The organism is Streptacidiphilus sp. MAP12-33 (assembly GCF_041261265.1).
Classification (GTDB): domain Bacteria; phylum Actinomycetota; class Actinomycetes; order Streptomycetales; family Streptomycetaceae; genus Streptacidiphilus.
This window is the reverse complement of record NZ_JBGCCA010000045.1, coordinates 35,240-57,862: the sequence shown is the minus strand read 5'-3', so window position 1 is coordinate 57,862 and position 22,623 is coordinate 35,240. Positions and strand designations below refer to the sequence as shown.

Here is a 22,623-nt window from a genome sequence, read left to right as displayed (position 1 = left end):
CGGGCATGGCCGACGTCGCCACCGACCCCGAGCTGCTGGCCCGCGCGATGGAGCTGCTCGCCGAGCACCCCATCGTCGACGGGCACAACGACCTGCCCTGGAAGCTGCGTGAGCAGGTCCGCTACGACCTCGACCGCCGCGACATCGCCGACGACCAGCGGGCCAACCTGCACACCGACCTCGCCCGGCTGCGCGCCGGCGGCGTCGGCGCGCAGTTCTGGTCCGTCTACGTCCCCTCCACCCCGTCCCGGGTGGAGTGGCAGGACGCGGTCACCGCAACGCTGGAGCAGGTCGACTTCGTCCACGCCCTGGTCGCCCGCTACCCCGACCAGCTGCGGCTGGCGCTGACCGCGGACGACATGGAGGCGGCCAGGGCGGAGGGGAAGATCGCCTCGCTGATGGGGGCCGAGGGCGGCCACTCCATCAACAACTCCCTCGCGGCGCTGCGTTCGCTGTACGCGCTGGGCGTGCGGTACATGACGCTCACGCACAACGACAACAACGACTGGGCGGACTCCGCGACCGACGAGCCGAAGGCGGGCGGCCTGACCCGCTTCGGCGAGGAGGTCGTTCGGGAGATGAACCGGCTCGGCATGCTGGTCGACCTCTCCCACGTCTCCGCGGACACCATGCGGGCGGCGCTGCGGGTGACGGCCGCGCCGGTGATCTTCTCGCACTCGTCCTCGCGGGCGGTCTGCGGCCACGTCCGCAACATCCCCGACGACGTGCTGGCCGCTCTGCCGGCCAACGGCGGCGTGGCGATGGCGACGTTCGTGCCGAAGTTCATCCTCCCCGAGGCGGTCGCCTGGACCCGGCGGGCGGACGAGAACATGGTCGCCCACGGCTTCCACCCGCTCGACCTCTCCCCGGCGGGCCTCGCGGTCCAGTCCGCGTTCGAGGCCGCGAACCCGCGGCCCGTCGCCACGGAGGCGACGGTCGCCGACCACCTCGACCACATGCGCGAGGTCGCCGGCGTCGACCACGTCGGCCTCGGCGGCGACTACGACGGCACGGCGTTCACCCCGCAGGGGCTGGAGGACGTGGCCGGCTACCCGAACCTCGTTGCCGAGCTGCTCCGACGCGGGTGGTCGGACGCGGATCTCGCCAAGCTGACGTGGCAGAACGCGGTCCGAGTCCTGCGGGACGCGGAGTCGGTGGCGTCGGGCCTGGCGTCCGCGACGCCGTCCATCGTGACGATCGACCAACTGGACCGCTGAGAGCACCATCAGGGGCGCGGGGAACTGCGCGAGCAACCAACGACGTGCGGATGGCCCTGCTCGGTGAGGACCATCCGCCTCGGGCGACTTGTCGCGCAGAGCCTCGCACCCCCGGGGATGGCACGCTTGCTGACATGCGGTCAAGTGACCCGCCCCGTTCCCGGCATATTCCCAGGTTGCGGTTAGCATTCTTCTGACAACGCCGTTGACAGGGGGACACCGCATGGCGGACGAGATCGACTACCTCTTCGTGGGTGGACCCGTCATCACGATGGACGCCGCGCGGACCCGGGCGACCGCCGTCGCCGTCAGCGGTCAGCGCGTGCTGGCCGTCGGGCACGACGACCTGCTGGAGCTCGCCGGGCCGGAGACGGAGGTCGTCGACCTGCGGGGCAGGGCGCTGCTGCCCGGGTTCCAGGACGCGCACGTGCACGCCGTGTACGGCGGTGTGGAGATGGGGGAGTGCGACCTCTCGGGCGCCACCGATCTCGGGGAGTACCGCCGTCGCATCGCCGCCTACGCGGACACCCATCCGGGGCACACGTGGATCACCGGTGCCGGCTGGGCCATGGAGGCTTTCGCCGGCGGACAGCCCAGCCGCGCCCAGCTCGACGAGATCGTGCCGGACCGTCCGGTGTTCCTGCTCAACCGGGACCACCACGGCGCCTGGGCCAACTCCCTCGCGCTGCGCCTCGCGGGGCTCACCGCGCAGACGCCCGACCCCGCCGACGGCCGGATCGAGCGGGAGCCGGACGGCACCCCGTCCGGCATGCTCCAGGAGGGCGCGACCAACCTCGTCGCCAGGATGGTGCCCAAGGCCACGGTCGAGGACCGGGTCAAGGGACTGCTGCGTGCCCAGGCGCACCTGCACGGCCTCGGGATCACCGCCTGGCAGGACGCGATCCTCGGCGTCTTCAACGGGCAGCCCGACGTCTCGGACGCCTACCTCGCCGCCGCCTCGGACGGACGGCTGACCGCGCGGGTCAACGGCGCGCTGTGGTGGGACCGTGAGCGCGGCGCCGAGCAGATCCCGGAACTGGTCGCGCGGCGCGACAAGCTGACGGCGGGCCGGTTCCGGGCCGGATCGGTGAAGATCATGCAGGACGGCATCGCGGAGAACTTCACGGCCGCGATGACCGTGCCCTACAAGGACGCCTGCGGGTGCACCACCGCCAACTCCGGCCTGAGCTTCGTCGATCCGGCACAGCTGCGCTCGTACGTGACGGAGCTGGACGCCCTCGGTTTCCAGGTGCACTTCCACGCGCTCGGCGACCGTGCGGTGCGCGAGGCGCTGGACGCGGTCGAGGCCGCGATCGAGCAGAACGGCCGCCGCGACAACCGGCACCACCTGGCCCACCTCCAGGTCGTGCACCCCGACGACGTGCCGCGCTTCGCCCGACTCGGCGCGGTGGCGAACCTGCAGCCGCTGTGGGCGGCACACGAGCCGCAGATGGACGAGCTGTGCATCCCGTTCCTGGGTGGGGAGCTGGCGTCGTGGCAGTACCCGTTCGCGGATCTGCTGCGCTCCGGGGCGACGCTCGCGGCGGGCAGTGACTGGCCGGTGTCCACACCCGATCCGTGGCTCGGCATCCATGTGGCTGTGAACCGGGTCAACCACGGCGAGGACCGTGAAGCGTTCCTGCCGGACCAGCGCCTCGACCTCACCACCGCGATCGCCGCCTACACGGCGGGCAGCGCGCATGTGAACCACCTCGACGACACGGGCGTGATCCGCCCCGGCGCCCTGGCCGACCTCGTGGTGCTGGACCGCGACCCGTACGCGGGCCCGCAGGACGAGATCGGCGCCACCCGCGTCGAGCAGACCTTCGTCGGCGGCGAGCGGGTTCACGCGGCGCACTGAGCCCGTCGCCGGCCCGGTCAGCGGTGCTGCCGCGCGGAGACGTCCTCCTGGGCGAGTCGGCGCAGGGCGAGCAGCACCGGCTCGTACAGGACCGTGTAGACGACCACGGCCTCGATCGCCTCGTCGATGGCCGGGTGCGCGTCGAGGACCTCGAGGTCGGCCTCGGCGATGGGGTGCACCGAGGTCGCGTAGTGGCGCAGGAACGCGGTGGGCGCCGGGTAGCCGAGGGAGTCCAGCGCGATCAGCGCCTCGGTCAGCGCGTCCAGTGCGGGCGCGTTGTCGTGGATGAGCCAGCCGAGATCGTCGCGGAGCAGCGCGAACGCCTCGGCCCGCCGGGCCCGCCACACCTCGTCCGCCGCGGTGCCCGGTGGTGGCGGAGTGACGTGCGGTGGGAGCAGGTACTGCGCGACGCCGAGCCGCTCGTGCCGCCCGAAGGCCGGATCGTGCGCGGCCGCCAGCACGTCGCGGGCCCGGGCCACGGACATGCCGCCCACGGTGAGCAGGGCCCGGATCAGCCGCAGCCGGTGCAGGTGCTCCTCGTCGTACTCGGCCTTGCGGGCGCTCACGCTCATGCCGGGCTGGAGCAGTCCCTCCCGCAGGTAGTACTTGATGCTCGGGAGGGAGACGCCGCTGCGCTCGCTCAGTTCCGACAGTTGCACGGGGGAACAGACTCCGATCCGGTCTCGACAGGCTTAAAGGATAGTGCCACTATCTTTCTATGCCTGACTTCGGCTCCGCCAGAGGTACACGCTCCCCGATCCTGCCCGAATGGACCCGCCCGGGTCTGCCTTCGGCACCGGCCGGCCCCGCTCATCTCGCCGGACCGCATCTCGCGGTCAACGACGAACCCGTCGCGGTCCTGCTCATCGGCATGCGCGTCAACCGCTGGCGCGCGGTCCGGCACTGGCTGCCGGTCTTCCGCGCCATGCTGCCGATGCTGAAGGAGCTCGCCGCCGACCCCGACAGCGGTCTGCTCGGCTACCGGCTCCTGCTGGGCCCGGCCCCACGCCAGGTCACCGTCCACCAGTACTGGCGCCGGGCCGGCGACATCCGCGCCTTCGCCCGCGACACCGACCGCCGCCACCGTCCGGCGCAGGACACGTTCTGGCGCCGCTACGCCAAGGGCAAGGGCGCCGTCGGCATCTGGCACGAGATGCTCTCCGTCCGCGCCGGCGCCTACGACTGCCTCTACGCCGACATGCCGCCCGTCGGCCTCGGCGCGATCATGGGCGTCAGCCCCGCCGTGCACAACCCGAAGGGCCCCGGCTACGTCGCCGCGACCCAGGAGGAGGCGGCTGCCGCACTGGCGGACCTCACCGACCCCGTCGTCAGCCGGCCAGCCGCGGGATCTCGATAGCGGGGCAACGGTCCATCACCATGTCCAGCCCGGCCGTCAGCGCGCGGTCGTACGCGGCCTCGTCGACGACGCCGAGCTGGAACCAGACCGCCTTCGCCCCGACCCCGGCGGCCTGGTCGGCGACCGCGCCCGCGAGATCGCTGTTGACGAACACGTCCACCACGTCCACCGGGAACGGGATGTCGGCGAGGCTCGGGTAGCCCTGCTCGCCGTGCACGGTCTCCGCCTTGGGGTGCACGGGAACGATTCGCTTGCCGAAGCGCTGGAGCACCTGGGCCACGCCGTAGGCGGCCCGGCTCCGGTTGTTCGACAGCCCGACGATCGCCCACGTGTCGCCGGACTCGGTCAAGATCCGCCGCACCGTCTCGTTGTCGCCGTACATCCGCCGCTCCCGTTCGTGCCACTTGCCTGGTACCGGTGGCAACGCGACCGGCCGCCGACGCATTCCGCCTCGCTCGGGCGACCTCGCGCGGGTCGTCGACCGGGCGGGTCCGCGGGTGGCGGCCGCTACTCGCCGGGGCGGCCCAGGGCGCGGTAGGTCCAGCCGGCGCCGCGCCACCTGTGCGGGTCGAGGGCGTTGCGGCCGTCGAGCACGCGGCGCTCCGCGACGACCACGCCGAGCTCGGCCGGGTCGAGCTCGCGGAACTCCTGCCACTCCGTCAGGTGCAGGACGACGTGGGCGCCCGTGGCCGCCTCCAGCGCGGTGGGGGCGAAGGAGAGGCCGGGGAAGAGCTTGCGGGCGTTGTCCATGGCCTTGGGGTCGTAGACGTTCACCTGCCCGCCCTGGAGCTGGATCTGCGCCGCCACGTTCAGTGCGGGCGAGTCGCGGACGTCGTCCGAGTTGGGCTTGAAGGCCGCGCCGAGGACGGCGATCCGGCGGCCGAGGAAGCCGCCGCCGCACTGCTCGCGGGCCAGCTCGACCATGCGCGAACGGCGCCGCATGTTGATCGAGTCGACCTCGCGCAGGAACGTCAGCGCCTGGTCCGCGCCGAGCTCGCCCGCGCGGGCCATGAACGCCCGGATGTCCTTGGGCAGGCAGCCGCCGCCGAAGCCGAGGCCGGCGCCGAGGAACTTGCCGCCGATCCGCTCGTCGTACGCGAGTGCCGCGGACAGCTGCACCACGTCCGCGCCCGAGGCCTCGCAGACCTCGGCCATGGCGTTGATGAAGGAGATCTTGGTGGCGAGGAAAGAGTTCGCCGCCGTCTTGACCAGCTCGGCGGTCGGGTAGTCCGTGACCAGGAACGGCACGCCCGCCGCGGTCATCGGGGAGTAGACCTCCCGCAGCACCGCCTCGGCACGGCCGCCGGCGCGGACGCCGACGACCAGCCGGTCCGGGTGCAGGGTGTCCTTGACGGCGTAGCCCTCGCGCAGGAACTCCGGGTTCCACGCCAGCTCCACGCTGTCCGCGACCGCCTCCGGCGCGCCTGCGGCGAGCCGCTCCGCGAGGCGCGCCGCGCTGCCGACCGGGACGGTCGACTTGCCCACGACCACCGCGTTCTCGCGCAGATGGGGAGCGAGCAGGTCGAACGCGGACTCGACGTAGCTCATGTCACAGGCGAACTCGCCCTTGCGCTGCGGCGTGTTCGTACACACGAAGTGCACGTCGCCGAAGGCGCCGACCTCGGCCCAGTCGGTGGTGAAGCGCAGCCGCCCGGAGGTGACGTGCTTCTCCAGCAGCGGGTCCAGGCCCGGCTCGTACATCGGCGTCCGGCCCTGGGAGAGGGTGGCGATCTTCTCCGGGTCGATGTCCAGCCCGAGCACCTCGTAGCCGAGCTCGGCCATGCAGGCGGCGTGCGTCGCGCCCAGGTATCCGGTTCCGATGACGGTGATCCTCATGGGACCGGAGCCTACCCGCTCAGTTGCACCCCCTTCAGGGGCGCGGGGCTCTGCCCGATGAATTGCGCGCGCGAGCAACCCACCCGAGGGGGCGGCCCTGTCCGCTCGGGATCTCAAGGCCCAAGGTGGCTTGCCGCGCCCCGCGGCGGAGCCGCGTATCCGCAGAGCCTCGCGCCCCTAGGAAGGCGCGACTTCCGCCTCGGGGGCCCGGCGCCCGAGCTGGTTGAAGAAGATGTTGAGCGCCACCGCGACCAGGCAGCCCGCGCTGATGCCGCTGTTCATGACCGTCTGCACCAGGGCCGGGAAGTGAGCGTAGAAGCCGGGGGCCGCTATCGGCAGGACGCCGAAGCCCAGCGCCACCGCGACCGTGAGCAGGTTGCCGCTCTCCTCCAGCCGCGCCGCGGTCAGCGTGCGGACGCCGCTCGCGGTGACCGTGCCGAAGAGCGCGAGGCCCGCGCCGCCGAGGACCGGCTGGGGGACGATGCTGACCAGGGCTCCCGCCACCGGGAAGAGGCCGAGCAGGATCAGGATCGCGCCGCTGGTCGCCACGACGAACCTGCTGCGCACCTTGGTGAGGGCGATCAGCCCGATGTTCTGGGCGAACGCCGTCGCCGCGAAGCCGTTCAGGACGGCGGCGAGGACGGTGGCCGCGCCGTCGGCGCGCAGGCCGCCCTCGATGGTGCGGGCGTCGGCGGGACGCTCGACGATCTCGCCGAGGGCGAGCAGGTCCGCGGTGCTCTCGGTCATCGAGACCAGCATCACGATCAGCATCGAGATGATCGCGCCGACCTGGAAGGTGGGCGCGCCGAAGTGGAACGGCGAGGGCATCGAGAAGACGGGCACCTTGCCGAGCGCGCTGAAGTCGCTCTTGCCGAGCGGGACGGCCAGCAGGGTGCCGGCGGCGAGCCCCAGCAGGATGCTGATGCTGCCGAGGAACCCGCGCAGGAAGCGGTTGAGCAGCAGGACGACCGCGAGGGTGGCCCCTGCCAGGGCGATGTTGGAGGCGGAGCCGTAATCCGCGGCGGCGGGGTTGCCGCCCTGGGCCCAGCCGGCGGCCACGGGGAAGAGGGAGAGGCCGATCAGGGTGATGACGGTGCCGCTGACGACGGGTGGGAAGAAGCGGTTGAAGCGGGAGAACCAGGGGGCCGCCAGGAAGGCGGCCGCTCCGGCGATCAGCAGGGCTCCGTAGATGGCGGGCAGGGCCTGGCCCGGATGGGACTGCTTGACGATCGACAGCATCGGGGCGACGCCGGCGAAGCTGATCCCGTTGACGAACGGCAGCCGTGAGCCGACGCGCCAGAAGCCGAGCGTCTGCAGCAGTGTCGCCAGGCCCGAGGTCAGCAGGGCCGCGCCGATCAGCAGCGTCAGCTCGGTGCCGGAGAGGCCGACCGCGGTGCCGATGATCAGCGGCGGTGCGACGACTCCGGCGTACATCGCGGCGATGTGCTGGAGGCCGTAGGCGAGCAGTTTGGGGAAGGGCAGGATTTCGTCGACGGGGTGGGGCGCGGGAGAGCTGGACACGCGGGACCTCCAGGGGTGGGCCGGAGCGAGGCGTTGGTCTCTCGAAATTCCGCGATGTGGTATCCGCTTTTCGATTAGAGGAAAACGTAGATCCACCCAAGGGGACCGTCAACAGATTGTTGAGCTATCTGGAGGAACCTACAAGTCACCCGAAGAGGGTGCGCTCGACGTGCTGGGTGTCGGCGTACTCGCGCACCGAGGTGATCTTCCCGTCCCGGACCGTGAAGATTCCGGCGCAGCGGTTGTCGTACTGGTGGCCGTTGAGGGTGATCCCCTTGGAGGTCCACTCGGCGAGCACCTGCTCCCCGTCCGCGAACGCGTTGACCAAGGCGACCTCCGGGGTGCAGCCGGGTGCGAAGAGCGCGCCAGCCCCGCCGAGGAAGTCGCCCACGATCGCGTCGCGCCCCTCCCAGACCCGGCTGAGCGGCAGGTCGCCCGGGTAGGTCCAGGTGGCGTCCTCGGCGAAGCTGGCGACGACGGTCTCCAGGTCGCCCTCGGCGACGGCGTTGACGTAGTTCACGACGACAGTGCGGGCGTCGGTGCGGGCGTCGATCCCGGTGGTGGTTCCGATGGCGGTCATGGGAGGTCTCCTTGGTGAGCGGTGGTCAGGAAAGGGTGGTCGGGAAAGGGTGGTCAGGAAAGGGTCAGGACGGCGTTGCCGCGCACGCGGCGCTCGCGCAGGTCGGTGAGGACGTCGGCGGTCTCGCTCCAGTCGCGGACCACGCCGACCTCCGGGTGCAGCCGACCCTGGGCGACCAGGCGGACCAGGGTGGCCAGGTCGGCGCCGTAGGGCCGGGTGTCCGCGGCGTAGCTGAAGTGCCGGACGGTGGCGCCGACCGGCCCGCGCAGCAGGTCGAAGAAGCTCAGCGTCGCGGGCTCCCGGCTGGCCTGGCCGAACCAGATCAGCTGTCCGCCCGGGGTCAGCCGGGCCAGCGCCGCCGCCAGGTTCGGGCCGCCGGTGGACTCCAGCACCACGTCGAACGGCCCCGCGGCGTCCTCGACCCGCTCGACCACCGTGGCGCCGAACCCCGCGAGCGCGGCCCCGCGTCCGGCCGAGGAGCTGACCGCGGTGACCTGCGCGCCGGCGGCGACCGCGAGCTCGACGACGTAGTGGCCGACACCGCCCGACGCCCCGGTCAGCAGCACCCTCCGCCCGGCGAGCGCGCCCGCCGTGCGGAGCAGGCGCAACGCGGTCAGGCCCGCCAGCGGCAGCGCCGCCGCCGCGACCGTGCCCACCTCGTCCGGCAGCTCCGCCAGGGAGGCGGTCGGGACCGGCACGTACTCGGCCCAACCGGAGTCCGGCGGGTGCGCGACGACGCGACGCCCGGCGGCCGGACCACTGCCGTCGGCCGCCGGCTGGACCACCAGCCCGGCCACGTCCTTGCCCGGTCGCCAGCCCGGTGGCGGGTTCTCCAGCACGAAGGTCTCCCCGCGGTTGACCGAGTAGGCGTCGACCTTCACCAGCGCCTCGTCGGCGCGCGGCTGCGGCTGCGGCACCTCGCTCAGCTCGACCGTGCGCTCCGCCCTGCCCGTCGCCGTGAATGCCCTCATCGTCCCCGACTCCCTTGCCCGACACCGTTGTTCCGATGACGAACAGCTAACCGCCGGCGTGCGGAGAGGGTCCAACAACCGGAAGGGGGCTGTGACAACCGGTGGTTGTCGCCCAGGATGGCCGCGTGGACGATCTCGACCTGGCGCAGGTGCGCGCCTTCGTGGCCGTGGCCGAGCAGCTGCACTTCCGCCGGGCGGCGCAGGCGCTGTCGCTGACCCAGCAGGGGCTCTCCAAACGCGTCGCGCGTCTGGAGGAGGGCCTCGGCGCGCGGCTCTTCGACCGCGCCCGGAGCGGCGGCGTGCAGTTGACCGATGCCGGTGCGCGCTTTCTCGAACCCGCCCGCGCCGCGCTCGCCGCCGGTGCCGTCGCCGTCGCCGCCGTGCGCGCGGTGAGCCGTCCGCTGCGCCTGGACGTGTGGGGCCACCTCTTCGAACCCCTGCGCACCGTGCGGGAGGCTCTGGCCGGGACCGCCTCCGGCCCCGCCGTCGAGGTCGGACCCGGACGCGACCTGCCGAGCGTGGCGGCGGCGCTCGTCCGCGGCGAGATCGGCGCCGGGTTCGGCCGCTTCCACCCGACCGCCGACGGACCGGACAGTGCCCCCGAACACGCCCTCGCGCACCGGCTGGTGCGACTGGAGCCCGTCGACGCGTTGCTCCACGCCGACCACCCGCTGGCCCGCGCCGCACAGGTGCGGCCGGACCAGCTGGCCGCGTGCCGGCTGATCCCGCCCGCGAGCGGGGGCCGCCTGGACTTCCTGACCCGGTTCGCCGGGCAGTTCGGCGTCCCGGTGCTGGAGGGCGGCGCCAACCTCGGCCTGGACCACCTGCTGGCGCGGCTGCGGAACACGCCGGACGGTGTGGTGCTGCTCCCTTCCGAGCTGCCGCTCGACCCCGGGCCGGACCTGGTGGCGGTACCCCTGGCCGACCCGACGCCCCTCTACGCATGGTCCCTGGTCTGGCACCGGGACCGCCCCGACCCCGGCCTGCCCGCGCTGCTGCGCGCCTTCGCGGAGACCGGCGCCTCCCGTCGCTGGCTCGAGTACCGCCCCGGCCGCGACTGGCTCCCCGAGGCCGACCGTCCGTAGCCGGACGTCACACCCGGTGCCTCGCCGAGCGCTCCACCCGCTGGTACTCCCACAGGTTCAGCGCCACCAGCAGCGCCGCCAGCACGGCCAGCGCGGCCGCCCCCGGCAGCGCCGCGCAGAGCGGCGTCGCCGCGAGTGTCACGGCCGCCGCGACCAGCCGGGTCCACGCCACCAGGCGGAACATCCGCCAGCGGGTGTAGCCGAACGCGGCCAGGAAGAGCGCGCACCCGCCGAACAGCAGCGCCAGCGACCCCGTCTGAAGCCGGTGGCCGGGACGGGTGGCCGCGGCCGTGACCCCGCCCGCGAACGCGATGACGCCGCTGACGAACGCGAGATGCCCGTAGGACAGGACCTGGCGGACGATGTCCCCCGGCAGTCTCGAGGTGGCCATCGCGTGCCGCATCGCGTCCGCCGCGTAGTTGTAGTAGACCCACCACAGGCCGCAGGCCGCGACGAAGGCGACGGCCACGGCCAGCGTCTCGCCCGCGCGCAGGGCCCGCCCGGCGGCGACCGGCGCACCGATGGACACGATCGCCTCCCCGAGGGCGATCAGCAGGAACAGCGCGAACCGCTCCGGCAGGTGCGTGGGGTGGAAGCGCACCGCCATCAGCTGACGTCGGGCCACCCGGGGCGTCAGCAGGTCGAGCGCCGCGGCCAGCCCCCACAGGGCGATCCGGGCGTTCCCGTGGACCAGGCCGCCGGCGAGCAGGAGCGGACCGGTGACGAACGCGCCGACGCCCATCGGCCCGACCACGACCCCGCGTCCCCACAGGATCTGCCCGAGCAGCAGCCACCGGGCGGCGAGGTAGGCGGCCCCGAACAGCAGTCCCCGCGAGCCGTAGGCCTGCGGCAGCGCGAGGGCCAGCAGGAGACCGCACAGCGCGATCGCGAACAGTCCGACGCGGCCCGGCGGATGGTCGATCTCGCGGGCGTTGGCCAGCACTGTGCTGCCCACCCAGCACCAGTAGACGGGGATCAGCACGATCAGGGCCCGGCCGACCCCCGCCCAGCCGTGGTCCAGGTGCAGCAGGCCGGAGACCTGGGTGATGCACAGCGCCCAGACCAGGTCGAAGAACGCCTCCGCATAGCTGACCCGCTTCTCGGCGGGCTCCTCCCCGGCGCTCTCGCCGCCCTCGGCCCCCGCCGGCTCCACCCCGTCGCTCATCCGGTCAGCGTACGAGCGGACGGCGTCAGGAGTGGGCCGCGCCGCCCAGATTGAGTGCCACCACGCCGACGATGATCAGCACGATCCCGAGGACCTTCCACAGGTTCACGCCCTCGCCGAGGAAGGCGAAGCCGATCGCCGCGACGACGGCCGTGCCCGCCCCGGACCAGATCGCGTACGCGGCGCTCACCGGGATCGTCTTCAGCGCCTGGCTCAGCAGCGCGAACGAGGCGATGTAGCCGACCGCGACGACGATGCTGGGCAGCAGGCGGGTGAAGCCGTGCGTGTACTTCAGCGAGATGGTGGCGCAGATTTCGGAGGAGATGGCGAGAGCGAGGTAGAGCGCGGGCATGCGGGTCACGCTACCTGGCGGTTCAGGCGGCCGCGGCGTCGAGCAGGCCCTGGAGCAGCGGCAGGTCGACGTCGAGCAGGCTGCGTACGACGGCGCGGCCGGGCCCGGGCAGGATCGGCGTCAGCGAGGGCACGGCGACGACCGCGACCCCGGCGGCCTCGGCGGAGGCCACGCCGGTCGGGGTGTCCTCGACGGCGACACAGCTGTCCGGCGTCGCGCCGAGCGCCTGCACCGCGGCGAGGTAGGGGTCCGGCGCCGGCTTGGTCAGCGGGGTCTCGCCCGCGGCGAAGCTCGTCTGGAACCGGCGCCGGCCCAGCGCGTCCAGGACGAGGTCCACGACGTGCCGCGGCGACGCGGAGACCAACGCGGTGGCGACGCCCGCCTCCGCGAGCCCGTCCAGCAGCTCCAGCGCCCCCGGCAGCGGCACGACCTGGTGCGACACCAGCTCCACGAACCGCGCGTCGAGCGCGGCGGCGATGGACGCCTCGGTGCGGACGCCGTCGCAGCGCCTGTGCAGGTAGTTCGCGGTGTGCTCGACGGCCTGGCCGAGGACGTCCGGGACGTCCGCGTCACCGAGGGTCAGCCCCAGTCTCGCCGCTTCCTCCTCGGTCGCCTGCCACCACAGACCTTCGGTGTCGACGAGCGTGCCGTCCATGTCGAAGAGAACGGCCTGGAGGTTGGAGCGGGTGGACACGAAGGGGACCTTTCGGTGAATAGGTGAGTTGCACGACCCAGGGGCGAGGGGCCCTGCTCGATCAACTGCCCGCGCGACGAGCCACCGCATGTGGTGTGTCGCGCAACGAACGGGGCCATCCGCACAGGGTGGTTGCCCGCGCCGGGGTTGCTCGCAGCAGGCAGTTGATCGAGCAGGGCTCCGCGCCCCTACACGGCTAGCGCCGTGCGTCCACGAGGACCGGGCGGTCCGGGAGGGAGACGGTGACGGCGGTGCCGGCCGGGAGGGCGGACGCGTCGTGGGTGGAGAGGTCCACCTTGGCCGACGTGCCGTCGGCGAGCTGGACCGTGAGGCGGGTGCTGGAGCCGAGGAAGGTGCTGCCCGTGACGACCGCGTCGCCGCCCGCTGTGAGCAGCACGTTCTCGGGGCGGACCAGGGCGTCGACCTCGCCACGCAGGCCGGGGGTGCCGTCGATGGGCAGGCGACGGCCGAGCACCTCGACCGTGGTGCCGTCCTCGGTGACCACGCCGGGCACGCGGTTCATCGTGCCGACGAACTCCGCGACGAAGGCGGTCGCGGGCCGCGCGTACAGCTCGGCGGGGGAGTCGCACTGCTCCAGGCGGCCCGCGTGCATGACCGCGACGCGGTCCGCCATGGACAGCGCCTCCTCCTGGTCGTGCGTCACGAACAGCGTGGTGATGCCCAGCTCCTGCTGGAGGCGACGGATCTCCTCGCGCAGGTTCTCGCGCACCTTCGCGTCCAGTGCGGACAGCGGCTCGTCCAGCAGCAGCACGCGCGGCTGCAGGGCGAGGGCGCGGGCCAGCGCGATGCGCTGCTGCTGGCCGCCGGAGAGCTGGTGCGGGTAGCGGTCGCCGTGGGTCGGCAGACCCACCAGCTCCAGCAGCTCGTCGGCGCGACGGTGGCGCTCGGCCTTGCCGGTCTTGCGCATCTTGAGGCCGAAGGCCACGTTGTCGCGTGCGTTCAGGTGCGGGAAGAGGCTGTAGGACTGGAACACCATGCCCGCGTCACGGCGATGCGCGGGAATGCGGGTCACGTCCACGCCGTCGACCAGGACCTGGCCGGAGTCCGGCATCTCGAAGCCGGCCAGCATCCGCAGCGCGGTGGTCTTGCCGCAGCCGGAGGGGCCGAGCAGGGCCAGCAGCTCGCCGGGGTGGACCGTCAGGTCGAGGCCGTCCAGGGCCGTGGTCGCACCGAAGGTGCGTCGCAGGCCGACGAACTCGACCGTGGCACCCGTGGCCTTGTCAGTGCCGGGTGCTGAAGTGGTCGCAGGCGTCGAGGAGTCCGTCGGCCCCGCAGGGGAGGGCACGGCGGCGACGGTCGTCGCGGGCGCGGGGTCGGTGGTCATGGACACTCCTGGAGCTCCTCGGAGGTGAAACAGAAAGAATTGGTTCAGATCCGGCTGGGCCGGTTACTGCTGCGCGGGGGTGCTGCCGCGGCGGTCGCCGCCGAGGGAGAGCACGAACAGCAGCAGCCAGGTCAGCAGGAGGCTGACGATGGAGACGGCCACGGTGACCGGGCCCTGTCCGGCGCTGTTGCCGTTGACGATCCAGACGGCGAAGGGCACGTACCCGAGGATCGAGGCCACCGTGAACTCGCCCAGCACCAGCGCGAGCGTGATGAACGCGGTGTTCAGCATCGCGCTGCGCAGGTTCGGCAGGATGACGCTGACGATCGCCCGGGCGCGGCTCGCGCCGTTGTTCTGGGCGGCCTCCAGCAGCGTGCGCACGTCCAGGGTGCGCATGCCCGCGTCCAGCGTGCGGAAGGCCAGCGGGAGGGCCATCACCACGTAGGCGAGGAGCAGTACGACGGGGAAGTTCGCGTTCTGCGCGTACAGGAAGGTCGCGTAGAACGGCGTCGGCGCCAGGTTGTCGTTGCACCAGCGCAGCACGTCGGAGATACCGGCGGTGAGCGCGATGGTCGGCACGACCAGCGGCAGGGTGCAGGTCAGTTCCACCACGGTGCGCAGCCGCGGGCTGCCGAGGCGGACCGCGACGACGGTCGGGATCAGCAGCAGGTAGACCAGCACGATGGTGCCGGCGGCCAGCAGCAGCGAGAGCTGCAGCGCGGGCCACAGACCCGGCACGGTGAAGATCTGCCGGTAGGCGTCGAGGCTGAAGCCCTGCGGCGAGTTGTCGACGGTGAACCAGAGCGTCGCGCCGATCGGCACCAGGAAGTACAGCGCCGAGATCAGCAGTACGCTGCCGCGGCCCCAGCGGATGCGGCCGAGCCCGGCCAGCACGCCGCCACGGGAGCCCGTGGGGCGGCCGCCGTTCGCGGTGCTCGGGGCGGGGCGGCCCTCGGTGGTCAGGGCGGAGGCGGTCACACCAGCCATCGGGCGCTCCGGCGTTGCAGGGGGATGTAGATGACCATCACCAGCGTGGCGATGACGACCATGTCCAGGCTCATGGCCAGGGCCACGTTGGTGGCGTCCGCGGAGACGTTGCCGCTGAGCGCCGTGGCGATCTGCAGCGTGATCAGCGGGACGGTCGCGCCGACCATGGCGGCGGCGGTCGCGTACGCGGCGAAGGCGCTGCCGAAGAGCAGCACGAAGCCACCGAGCAGCGAGGGGGCGAGGACGGGCAGGCCGACGTGGCGCCAGTACTGCCAGGCGGTCGCGCCGTTGTTCTGGGCGGCCTCACGCCACTGGCGGCGCAGGCCGTCCAGCGAGGGGATGACGCTCAGCACCATCAGCGGGATCAGGAAGTACAGGTAGACCAGGATCAGGCCGTTGAAGGAGTACAGGCTCCAGCCGTGCTGGTCCAGGTGCAGCCGGGTGGTCAGCATGCCGGCGTTGCCGAGGGTGGCGATGAAGGCGAACGCCAGCGGCACGCCGCCGAAGTTGGCCAGCACGCCGGAGGCGCTCAGCACGGCCTTGCGCAGCAGCGCGAAGCGGGAGGTGACGACGGCTTGGGCCAGCAGCAGCCCGGCCACCACGGCGATCAGCGCGGACAGCGCGGACAGCTTGACGCTGCCGATCAGCGCGTCGAGGTAGCCGCCCTGCAGCGAGGCGGTCAGGTTGCCCATCGTGTAGGCGCTGGGCTTGCCGGGGTTGTACGTGGTGAACGCACCGTAGGCCATGGCCAGGGCGGGAACCCCGAAGGCCACGGCGACGAAGAGCAGCAGCGGGAGGACGGCGAGCCGGCCCGCCGCCGCCCCCTTGGGGCGGCGGCGAGCAGGCGTCGCGCTCAGCGGAGCGGTGCTCACCCGGCGAGGGCCTTCGACCAGCCGGAGGCGACAGCGGCCTTGGCCTTGGTGATCTGGTCCTGGCTCGGGATCGGCGCGGTGCCGGAGACGGTGGCCAGGCTGGCGGCCGCCGTGGTGTCCAGCGTGCCGGCCGACTTCAGGGCGTCGAACAGGACCGGGCGGGCGTAGCCGCCGAGGAAGCCGTTCTGGCCGTCGGCGGAGAAGAGGAACTCCTCCCACAGGCGGGCGGCGGCCGGGTGCGGCGCCCACTTGTTGATCGCCTGGTTGTAGTAACCGGCGTACAGGCCGTCCGTCGGGATGTTGACCTGCCAGTTGATGCCCTTGGACTTGAACTCGGAGGCGTAGCCGGAGTTCAGGTACTCCCAGTCGATGCTGATCGGGGTCTCGCCCGACTCGACCGTGGACTGCTTGGACTGGACCGGGTTGAAGTTGCCGGACTTCTTGAGCTTGCCGAAGAAGTCGATGCCCGGCTGGATGTTGTCCAGCGAGCCGCCGTTGGCCAGCGCGGCCGCGTAGACGGCGGAGAAGGCGGCGTTGGCCTGCGTCGGGTCACCGTTGAGGGCGACCATGCCCTTGTACTCGGGCTTGAGCAGGTCGGCGAAGCTCTTCGGGCACTCCTTGACCTTGCCGGCGTTGCAGCCGATGGAGATGTAGCCGCCGTAGTCGTTGTACCAGGTGCCGTCGGTGGCGGCGCGGCCCGCGGGGATCTCCGCGAAGTTGGCGACCTTGTACGAGGCGAACAGGCCCTGCTGCTGGCCCTGGATCGCGAAGGCACCGCCGACGTCGACCGCGTCGGGCGCGCGGTCCTGGTTCTTGCGGGTCGTGATCGCGTTGATCTCGTCCTGCGAGGAACCCTCGGGGTTCTCGTCGCTGATCTTGATGCCGTACTTGGCGGTGAACTCGTCCATGAGCTTGCCGTAGTTGGCCCAGTCACGGGGGAGGGTGATCAGGTTGAGCTGACCCTCCTTCTTGGCGGCCGCGACGAGCGCGTCCATGCCGCCGAAGTCGGCGGCGGAGGTGGCGGTGCTGGCCTTGACAGAGTCAGAGGAGCCGGCGCTGCTCTTGTTGACGGAAGCAGCGGAACCACATGCGGTCAGCGTCAGCGCGGAGGCGACCAGAACGCCGGTCAGCGCGGCGGCCCGGAGGGTGGAGGTCACGATGGTCTCCTGAGGAGGCGTCAGATCAGACGGATCAGAATCACTTGTCCGAACAAGTCGATGACAGTACGCCCGAGCATGGTGTCCTTTTGGTTAACGGCGCGTCAACACACGCATGCCATTCACTGTCGGAATCCCCCCGACCGATACGACGTTTCGTCGACCGTGCACGTAACGGTACGATCACGCCGATGCTGCCAGGGGGAACGACCGAGCGGCGCTGACGGATCAAGGAGTGCGCACAGTGGCCGCACGGCACGAGGAGATCGCAGAGGAGCTGCGGCAGGCCATCGACCGCGGCGAGTACCCGGTGGGAGGCCCGCTGCCGACCGAGACGGACCTCTCGGCCCGCTACGAGGTCTCGCGCGGCACCGTCCGCCAGGCGGTGGCCACGCTCACGGCGGAGGGCCGGATCGGCTCCCGTCAGGGCGCGCGTCGCGTCGTCCTCGGCAACCGGCGCAGCCAGAGCTTCGCCGAGCTGCGCAGCTTCGCGCAGTGGGCGGCGGCCATGGGCCGCACCGCGACCGGCCGGGTGCTGGACCAGCACCGCCGTCCGGCCAACGCGGAGGACGCCGAGAAGCTGCAGATCAAGCCCGGCGAGGAGGTCCTCCAGGTGCTGCGCGTGCGCGGCCTGGACGGCGAGCCGGTGCTGCTGGAGCGCAACGTCTACGCCGCCTGGATGGCCGATGCGGTCGAACGCCTGCCGGCCGAGTGCACCTCGGTGGTCCAGGCCCTCTACGACGACATCGGCATGATCTTCGCCTACGGCGAGCACGTCATCGACGCCGTGGCGGCCGGGGCCGAGGACGCCCGCCTGCTCGACATCCGGCGGGGCAGCCCGCTGCTGCGCATCCGCAGGGTGACCACGACGCCGGCCGGGCGCCCCATCGAGTGGTCCGACGACCGGTACGTCTCCGGGACGGTCAGCTTCACCGTCGCCAACTCCATCGGTTCCAACCCGCTGGCGCGCCAGGCGGGCCAGATCTGACGCGCCCGGCGCGCCAGGCGAGCCCGGCGCCTGCCCGCGCCGGGCGGGCCGACCGACGGGCCGTCCGGCCCTGGATTCTGTACCTACTGGTATGTACAGTGGCTGTCATGAGTACCGACACCGCCCGGCGACTCGTCGAGAGCATGCGCGACCTGCTCTGGGAGCGCGGCTACACCGGCACCAGCCCGAAGGCCGTACTGCGGCGGGCCGGGGCCGGGCAGGGCAGCATGTACCACCACTTCGCCGGCAAGGCCGACCTCGCGCGGTCGGCGATCGGCGAGAACGCGCAGGAGATGCGCGCCAAGGCCGATGCCGAGCTGTCCGGCCCCGCGCCGGCCGTCGAGCGGCTGGCCGCGTACCTGCGCCGCGAGCGCGACGTGCTGCGCGGCTGCCCGATCGGCGGCCTCACCCAGGACGCCGAGCTGATGGCCGACCCGCAACTGCGCGCGCCCGTCACCGAGACGCTCGCCTGGCTCCGCTCCCGCCTTGCCGAGGTGCTCGCGGAGGCGGTGGCCGCAGGGGAGTTGGCGCCGTCGCTGGATCCGGGGGCCACGGCGGCGACGCTGGTCGCCACCCTCCAGGGCGGCTACGTCCTGGCCCGCGCGGCGGGATCGCCGGAACCGTTCGACCAGGCCGTTGCCGGGGTGCTCGGCCTGTTGTCCGCTGTCCGTATCTGATCGGGGGGTTCGCCTCATGTACGCGATGCAGTATCCGATCGCGCTGCCGGCCGACTACGACATGGAGATCATCCGCAAGCGCGTCGCCGCCGCGTCGCCGATGCTGGACGACCGCGCGGGTCTGGGCTTCAAGGCCTACCTGATCCGTGAGCGCGGCGTCGCGGGCTCGCCTGTCAACGAGTACGCGCCGTTCTACCTCTGGCGGGACCCGGCGGCCGCGGCGGACTTCCTGCTGCGCGGGGGCGGCTTCCAGAACATCGTCCGCAGCTTCGGCCGGGTGCCGGTCCGGCAGTGGCTGGGCGCGGCGGCGGTCGCCGGCCCGGCGCGCGACGAGCGGGTCGGCGTGGCCACGCGCCGGTTCGCACTGCTCCCGCCCGAGACGGACCAGGACGGGCTGGGGCTCACACAGTTGATGGAGCGTGAGATCTCCGCCCTGCGCGAGTCGGCCGCCCGGGCGGACGTCCACACGGCCGTGCTCGCCGTGGACCCGCACACCTGGGAGTCGGTCCGCCTCACGCTCTGGCGCGCGGGCGCGGACCCGGTCGGTGAGGGCGACCGGTACGAGGTCCTGCATGTCTCGGCGCCGGAGCTCGACCTGTTCAACTGAGGCCGACTATCGCACGAAGAGTTGCTTAGGCTAACCTAACTCGCCGCAAGCCTTCGTGTCGTAGAGAGGCACCCGTCGTCATGTCGTCGTCCGAGATCGCGCTGCTGGGCGCCATCGCCGGGTTCACCATCTACCTGGGCCTGCCGATCGGCCGCCTGCGCGCGCCTCTCCCGCGGACGCGGGTGCTGCTCAACGCCGTGGCCATCGGCATCCTGGTCTTCCTGCTCTGGGACGTGCTGACGCACGCCTGGGAGCCGATCGACAACGCGCTCTCCGACCACCACTACGGTCCGGCGGTCGGCAACGGCCTGTTCTTCTTCGCCTGCTTCGGCGCCGGCCTGCTGGGCCTGGTCTACTTCGACCGGCTGATGGCCCGCAGGGCCGCCGCCGCGGGGGAGGCCGGCAAGACGGGCGGGCGGTCGCGGTTCGACACGCTCGCGCTGATGATCGCGATCGGCATCGGCCTGCACAACTTCGCCGAGGGTCTGGCCATCGGCAACAGCGCCGCCTCCGGCCAGCTCCAGCTGGCCGTCCTGCTGATCATCGGCTTCGGCCTGCACAACGCCACCGAGGGCTTCGGCATCGTCGCGCCGCTCGCGGCGGAGGGGACCCGGCCGTCCTGGGGCCGTCTCGGCCTGCTCGGGCTGATCGGCGGCGGGCCGACCTTCCTCGGCACCGTGGTCGGCCAGTCGGTCACCAACGACACCCTGTCGATCGGCTTCCTGACCCTGGCCGCCGGTTCCATCCTCTACGTGGTGATCGAGCTCCTGTCGGTGGCACGCAGGTCCGCCATGAAGGAGCTCGTCACCTGGGGCATCTTCGCCGGCGTGGTGGCGGGCTTCGTCACCGACGCCATCGTCACCGCCGCCGGCGCCTGACTCGGTTCGGGGCTGCGTCAGTTCGAGAACGTCGGCACCTTGGTGTCGTTCTTGAACGCGTCGAAGATCTGCTGCGCCTCGGACATGTTCCACTTCACGGCGTCGCCGTCGGTGGGGGTCATGTAGTTGGCGTCCGCGATCGGCACGGTGATGGTCTTGCCGTTGCCGCTCTTGAGGTCCTTCATGGCGAAGAACATCGAGGACAGGTCCGTCAGCCCCGTGCCGTTGTCGACCTGGAGCATGGACAGGCCGCTGTCCAGCGTCGGGTAGAGGGTGAACGGGTTGAGCAGGGTGCCCATCGAGGTCGCCTTGTGGGCGAGGGCGTTCAGGAACTGCTGCTGGTGCTGCATGCGCGCCAGGTCCTGGGTGGCCTCCTGGTGGCGCTCGCGGACGAAGGCGAGTGCCTGGGTGCCGTTCAGCGTCTGGCAGCCGGCTTTGAGGTTGGCGCCGGACGCCTTGTCGACGATCGCGTTGGGCAGGCACATGTCCACGCCGCCGAGGTCGTCCACGACGTTGACGAAGCCGGAGAAGCCGATCTCGGCGTAGTGGTCGATGTGGAGGCCGGTGTTGTACTCGACGGTCTTCACCAGCAGCGGCCCGTCGCCCTCGGCGAACGCCGCGTTGATCTTGTGCCGGGCCTCCTGGTGCTGGACGCCCTTGCTGTCCGTCCACGCGGGGATGGTCACGTAGGAGTCGCGCGGGATGCTCATCAGGGTGTCGCCGTTGGCGCCGATGTGCAGGACCATCATCGAGTCCGTGCGCGCGCCGGTGTCGTAGCCGGTGTGCAGGCGCTGCTGGTCCTGCGTGGTCAGGCCCTCGCGGCTGTCGGAGCCGAGGATCAGCCAGTTGGTGCCTTTGCCCACGGGCGGGCGGCCGGCGTAGTCGGTCAGCACGTTGCTGTGGTTGAGCTTGCTGCTGGCCCAGGCGAAGGTGCCGCCGCCGACCGCGAGCAGGCCGACGACCAGGACGGTCGCGGTCAGCCGGATCTTGCGCTTGCGCGACCACTTGCGACGGCCGCCGGAGGTGCCGCCCGGGATGCCGCCCGGTGCGCCGCCCGGCATGCCCGCGGGCGCGCCTGCGGGGGCGCCGCCGGGCGCGGCCACGGCCGTACCGGAGGGCCGGCGCGGGCGGGTGCGGCCGGAGGTGCCGTTGCGCGGGTTCAGCTCGGGCGGCAGGGGCGGCTCCCCTCCCGGCCACTGGGACGATTCGCTCATGACTGCGAGGATGCCCGGTCGTCCCGGGCGGCGGTAGGACGAATCACTCAAAACGGGAAGCTGTAGCAATCCTGATGCGAAGCCCCGACGAAGCAGACGAACTGACGACCGTCTGTGGACATGCGTTCGGGGCCCGTTGGATGCGGGCCCACACCCCGCTGTACGGTGGCCCCCTATGGACGCCACGCCCCTCCCCGCCGTCTCCGTGATCATGCCGGTCCTCGATGAGGAGCGGCACCTGCGCACTGCCGTCGAGCGCATCCTGGAGCAGGAGTACGACGGCGAGATCGAGGTCGTCATCGCCCTCGGCCCGTCCAGGGACCGGACCGACGAGATCGCTGCGCAGCTGGTGGCCGAGACCGCCGGGACCGCGCGCGAGGTGCACACCGTCCCCAACCCGACCGGCCGCACCCCCGCCGGACTGAACGCGGCGATCAAGGGCTCACGTTTCCCGGTCGTGGTGCGCGTCGACGGCCACGGGCTGCTCACTCCCGGCTACATCGCCACCGCCGTGCGCCTGCTCGACGAGCGGCAGGCCGCCAACGTCGGCGGCATCATGGCCGCCGAGGGCGAGAGCGAGTGGGAGAAGGCCGTCGCCGCCGCGATGACCTCCCGGATCGGCGTCGGCAACGCCGCCTTCCACACCGGCGGCGAGGCCGCCCCCGCCGACACCGTCTACCTCGGCGTCTTCCGCCGCGAGGTGCTGGAGCAGCAGGGCGGCTACAACGAGGAGTTCATCCGCGCCCAGGACTGGGAGCTGAACTACCGCATCCGCGAGGCCGGCGGACTGATCTGGTTCACCCCGGACCTCAAGGTCACCTACCGGCCGCGCCCGAGCGTCCGGGCCCTGGCCAAGCAGTACAAGGACTACGGCCGCTGGCGCCGCGTGGTCACCCGCTACCACCGCGGCTCGGTCAACCTGCGCTACCTCGCCCCGCCGGCGGCCCTGGTGGGCTGCGCGGCCGGCCTGGTGGCGGGCGTCGCGCTGACGCCCGTCGCGCTCGTCGTCCCCGGCGGCTACGCGGCGGCGATCCTGCTCGGCTCGGTCAAGGAGGGCAAGGGCCTGTCCCCGGCCGCCCGCCTCCAGCTGCCGGTGGCGCTGGCCACCATGCACATGTCCTGGGGCTGGGGCTTCCTGACCAGCCCGCGCTCGTTGGCCCGCAGGGTCATCGCGAGCACGGCGACGCGCCCGGCCTGACCCGGGGCGGGACCCGCCCGGTCCGACTCGGGGCCTGACCCGGCCCGAGTGACCCGGCCCG

General features: G+C 72.2%; 23 protein-coding genes. 9 read left to right on the top strand and 14 right to left on the bottom strand.

Features of this window, described 5'->3' with window-relative positions:
* The first annotated feature begins 5 nt into the window (after nucleotides 1-5).
* Both ABH931_RS34545 and ABH931_RS34540 read left to right on the top strand, forming a co-directional pair.
* Entirely contained in the window at nucleotides 6-1,217 is a 1,212-nt protein-coding gene (locus ABH931_RS34545) for a dipeptidase (RefSeq protein ID WP_370122493.1), read from the top strand.
* 223 nt (nucleotides 1,218-1,440) lie between these two features.
* On the top strand, nucleotides 1,441-3,078 hold the full coding sequence (locus tag ABH931_RS34540; protein ID WP_370122490.1) for an amidohydrolase: 1,638 nt from the start codon (nucleotides 1,441-1,443) through the stop codon (nucleotides 3,076-3,078).
* Between the two features lie 17 nt (nucleotides 3,079-3,095).
* Here the strand turns inward: ABH931_RS34540 and ABH931_RS34535 are convergent, their stop codons facing one another.
* A complete protein-coding gene (locus tag ABH931_RS34535) occupies nucleotides 3,096-3,737 on the bottom strand; it encodes a MerR family transcriptional regulator (protein WP_370122487.1) in 642 nt (213 codons plus the stop codon).
* A gap of 59 nt (nucleotides 3,738-3,796) precedes the next feature.
* Here ABH931_RS34535 and ABH931_RS34530 point away from each other — a divergent pair, with 59 nt between their 5' ends.
* Entirely contained in the window at nucleotides 3,797-4,435 is a 639-nt protein-coding gene (locus ABH931_RS34530; protein ID WP_370122485.1) for a monooxygenase family protein, read from the top strand.
* Here ABH931_RS34530 and ABH931_RS34525 read toward each other — a convergent pair.
* The 5 genes from ABH931_RS34525 to ABH931_RS34505 all read right to left on the bottom strand — a co-directional run bounded on the left by ABH931_RS34525 (nucleotide 4,407) and on the right by ABH931_RS34505 (nucleotide 9,343).
* The gene (locus tag ABH931_RS34525; RefSeq protein ID WP_370122482.1) at nucleotides 4,407-4,817 is read right to left on the bottom strand and encodes a CoA-binding protein; all 411 of its coding nucleotides are present in this window, start codon (nucleotides 4,815-4,817) and stop codon (nucleotides 4,407-4,409) included. The genes ABH931_RS34530 and ABH931_RS34525 overlap by 29 nt on opposite strands.
* A 125-nt stretch (nucleotides 4,818-4,942) precedes the next feature.
* A complete protein-coding gene (locus ABH931_RS34520) occupies nucleotides 4,943-6,271 on the bottom strand; it encodes a UDP-glucose/GDP-mannose dehydrogenase family protein (RefSeq protein WP_370122480.1) in 1,329 nt (442 codons plus the stop codon).
* A 177-nt stretch (nucleotides 6,272-6,448) separates the two neighbouring features.
* The gene (locus ABH931_RS34515; protein ID WP_370122477.1) at nucleotides 6,449-7,792 is read right to left on the bottom strand and encodes a nucleobase:cation symporter-2 family protein; all 1,344 of its coding nucleotides are present in this window, start codon (nucleotides 7,790-7,792) and stop codon (nucleotides 6,449-6,451) included.
* Nucleotides 7,793-7,937: 145 nt separating this feature from the next.
* Nucleotides 7,938-8,372: a nuclear transport factor 2 family protein gene (locus ABH931_RS34510; protein ID WP_370122474.1), complete on the bottom strand. Its 435-nt coding sequence runs from the start codon at nucleotides 8,370-8,372 to the stop codon at nucleotides 7,938-7,940.
* A 53-nt stretch (nucleotides 8,373-8,425) separates the two neighbouring features.
* Entirely contained in the window at nucleotides 8,426-9,343 is a 918-nt protein-coding gene (locus tag ABH931_RS34505) for a zinc-binding dehydrogenase (protein ID WP_370122472.1), read from the bottom strand.
* 125 nt (nucleotides 9,344-9,468) lie between these two features.
* Between ABH931_RS34505 and ABH931_RS34500 the strand changes: the two genes are divergently transcribed.
* Nucleotides 9,469-10,428: a LysR family transcriptional regulator gene (locus tag ABH931_RS34500; protein WP_370122469.1), complete on the top strand. Its 960-nt coding sequence runs from the start codon at nucleotides 9,469-9,471 to the stop codon at nucleotides 10,426-10,428.
* A gap of 7 nt (nucleotides 10,429-10,435) precedes the next feature.
* Here ABH931_RS34500 and ABH931_RS34495 read toward each other — a convergent pair whose 3' ends face one another.
* The 7 genes from ABH931_RS34495 to ABH931_RS34465 all read right to left on the bottom strand — a co-directional run bounded on the left by ABH931_RS34495 (nucleotide 10,436) and on the right by ABH931_RS34465 (nucleotide 17,003).
* Nucleotides 10,436-11,593, bottom strand: coding sequence for a low temperature requirement protein A (locus tag ABH931_RS34495; protein WP_370122466.1), 1,158 nt, complete (start codon nucleotides 11,591-11,593; stop codon nucleotides 10,436-10,438).
* A 25-nt stretch (nucleotides 11,594-11,618) separates the two neighbouring features.
* Complete coding sequence (locus ABH931_RS34490) at nucleotides 11,619-11,945, bottom strand: multidrug efflux SMR transporter (RefSeq protein WP_370122463.1); 327 nt, start codon at nucleotides 11,943-11,945, stop codon at nucleotides 11,619-11,621.
* A gap of 22 nt (nucleotides 11,946-11,967) precedes the next feature.
* Nucleotides 11,968-12,639: an HAD family hydrolase gene (locus tag ABH931_RS34485; protein ID WP_370122461.1), complete on the bottom strand. Its 672-nt coding sequence runs from the start codon at nucleotides 12,637-12,639 to the stop codon at nucleotides 11,968-11,970.
* 196 nt (nucleotides 12,640-12,835) lie between these two features.
* Nucleotides 12,836-13,984 carry an ABC transporter ATP-binding protein gene (locus ABH931_RS34480; protein WP_370122458.1) on the bottom strand — a complete coding sequence of 383 codons (1,149 nt, stop codon included), beginning with the start codon at nucleotides 13,982-13,984 and terminating at the stop codon, nucleotides 12,836-12,838.
* A 63-nt stretch (nucleotides 13,985-14,047) separates the two neighbouring features.
* Entirely contained in the window at nucleotides 14,048-14,875 is an 828-nt protein-coding gene (locus ABH931_RS34475; protein WP_370122545.1) for an ABC transporter permease, read from the bottom strand.
* A gap of 83 nt (nucleotides 14,876-14,958) precedes the next feature.
* On the bottom strand, nucleotides 14,959-15,843 hold the full coding sequence (locus ABH931_RS34470) for an ABC transporter permease (protein WP_370122455.1): 885 nt from the start codon (nucleotides 15,841-15,843) through the stop codon (nucleotides 14,959-14,961).
* Entirely contained in the window at nucleotides 15,840-17,003 is a 1,164-nt protein-coding gene (locus tag ABH931_RS34465) for an ABC transporter substrate-binding protein (protein ID WP_370122542.1), read from the bottom strand. Before ABH931_RS34465 ends, ABH931_RS34470 begins: the two co-directional genes overlap by 4 nt.
* A gap of 241 nt (nucleotides 17,004-17,244) precedes the next feature.
* Between ABH931_RS34465 and ABH931_RS34460 the strand changes: the two genes are divergently transcribed.
* The 4 genes from ABH931_RS34460 to ABH931_RS34445 all read left to right on the top strand — a co-directional run bounded on the left by ABH931_RS34460 (nucleotide 17,245) and on the right by ABH931_RS34445 (nucleotide 20,150).
* Nucleotides 17,245-17,988 (top strand): GntR family transcriptional regulator, encoded by a 744-nt coding sequence (locus ABH931_RS34460; RefSeq protein WP_370122452.1) that lies wholly within the window; start codon nucleotides 17,245-17,247, stop codon nucleotides 17,986-17,988.
* Nucleotides 17,989-18,095: 107 nt separating this feature from the next.
* Complete coding sequence (locus ABH931_RS34455) at nucleotides 18,096-18,665, top strand: TetR/AcrR family transcriptional regulator (protein ID WP_370122450.1); 570 nt, start codon at nucleotides 18,096-18,098, stop codon at nucleotides 18,663-18,665.
* A gap of 16 nt (nucleotides 18,666-18,681) precedes the next feature.
* Nucleotides 18,682-19,272, top strand: coding sequence for a DUF4865 family protein (locus ABH931_RS34450; RefSeq protein WP_370122448.1), 591 nt, complete (start codon nucleotides 18,682-18,684; stop codon nucleotides 19,270-19,272).
* Between the two features lie 80 nt (nucleotides 19,273-19,352).
* On the top strand, nucleotides 19,353-20,150 hold the full coding sequence (locus tag ABH931_RS34445; RefSeq protein ID WP_370122446.1) for a ZIP family metal transporter: 798 nt from the start codon (nucleotides 19,353-19,355) through the stop codon (nucleotides 20,148-20,150).
* Nucleotides 20,151-20,167: 17 nt separating this feature from the next.
* On the opposite strand, the gene ABH931_RS34440 is transcribed toward ABH931_RS34445, so the two are convergent.
* The gene (locus tag ABH931_RS34440) at nucleotides 20,168-21,364 is read right to left on the bottom strand and encodes an LCP family protein (RefSeq protein ID WP_370122443.1); all 1,197 of its coding nucleotides are present in this window, start codon (nucleotides 21,362-21,364) and stop codon (nucleotides 20,168-20,170) included.
* Between the two features lie 175 nt (nucleotides 21,365-21,539).
* Between ABH931_RS34440 and ABH931_RS34435 the strand changes: the two genes are divergently transcribed.
* Nucleotides 21,540-22,562 (top strand): glycosyltransferase family 2 protein, encoded by a 1,023-nt coding sequence (locus tag ABH931_RS34435; RefSeq protein WP_370122440.1) that lies wholly within the window; start codon nucleotides 21,540-21,542, stop codon nucleotides 22,560-22,562.
* Nucleotides 22,563-22,623 lie beyond the last annotated feature (61 nt).

Coding starts and splice junctions, on each gene's coding strand:
- ABH931_RS34495 (WP_370122466.1), bottom strand. CDS start 11,593: ATGAGCGACGGGGTGGAGCCGGCGGGGGCCGAGGGCGGCGAGAGCGCC.
- ABH931_RS34455 (WP_370122450.1), top strand. CDS start 18,096: ATGAGTACCGACACCGCCCGGCGACTCGTCGAGAGCATGCGCGACCTG.
- ABH931_RS34440 (WP_370122443.1), bottom strand. CDS start 21,364: ATGAGCGAATCGTCCCAGTGGCCGGGAGGGGAGCCGCCCCTGCCGCCC.
- ABH931_RS34545 (WP_370122493.1), top strand. CDS start 6: ATGGCCGACGTCGCCACCGACCCCGAGCTGCTGGCCCGCGCGATGGAG.
- ABH931_RS34445 (WP_370122446.1), top strand. CDS start 19,353: ATGTCGTCGTCCGAGATCGCGCTGCTGGGCGCCATCGCCGGGTTCACC.
- ABH931_RS34510 (WP_370122474.1), bottom strand. CDS start 8,372: ATGACCGCCATCGGAACCACCACCGGGATCGACGCCCGCACCGACGCC.
- ABH931_RS34490 (WP_370122463.1), bottom strand. CDS start 11,945: ATGCCCGCGCTCTACCTCGCTCTCGCCATCTCCTCCGAAATCTGCGCC.
- ABH931_RS34540 (WP_370122490.1), top strand. CDS start 1,441: ATGGCGGACGAGATCGACTACCTCTTCGTGGGTGGACCCGTCATCACG.
- ABH931_RS34435 (WP_370122440.1), top strand. CDS start 21,540: ATGGACGCCACGCCCCTCCCCGCCGTCTCCGTGATCATGCCGGTCCTC.
- ABH931_RS34505 (WP_370122472.1), bottom strand. CDS start 9,343: ATGAGGGCATTCACGGCGACGGGCAGGGCGGAGCGCACGGTCGAGCTG.
- ABH931_RS34520 (WP_370122480.1), bottom strand. CDS start 6,271: ATGAGGATCACCGTCATCGGAACCGGATACCTGGGCGCGACGCACGCC.
- ABH931_RS34525 (WP_370122482.1), bottom strand. CDS start 4,817: ATGTACGGCGACAACGAGACGGTGCGGCGGATCTTGACCGAGTCCGGC.
- ABH931_RS34450 (WP_370122448.1), top strand. CDS start 18,682: ATGTACGCGATGCAGTATCCGATCGCGCTGCCGGCCGACTACGACATG.
- ABH931_RS34480 (WP_370122458.1), bottom strand. CDS start 13,984: ATGACCACCGACCCCGCGCCCGCGACGACCGTCGCCGCCGTGCCCTCC.
- ABH931_RS34530 (WP_370122485.1), top strand. CDS start 3,797: ATGCCTGACTTCGGCTCCGCCAGAGGTACACGCTCCCCGATCCTGCCC.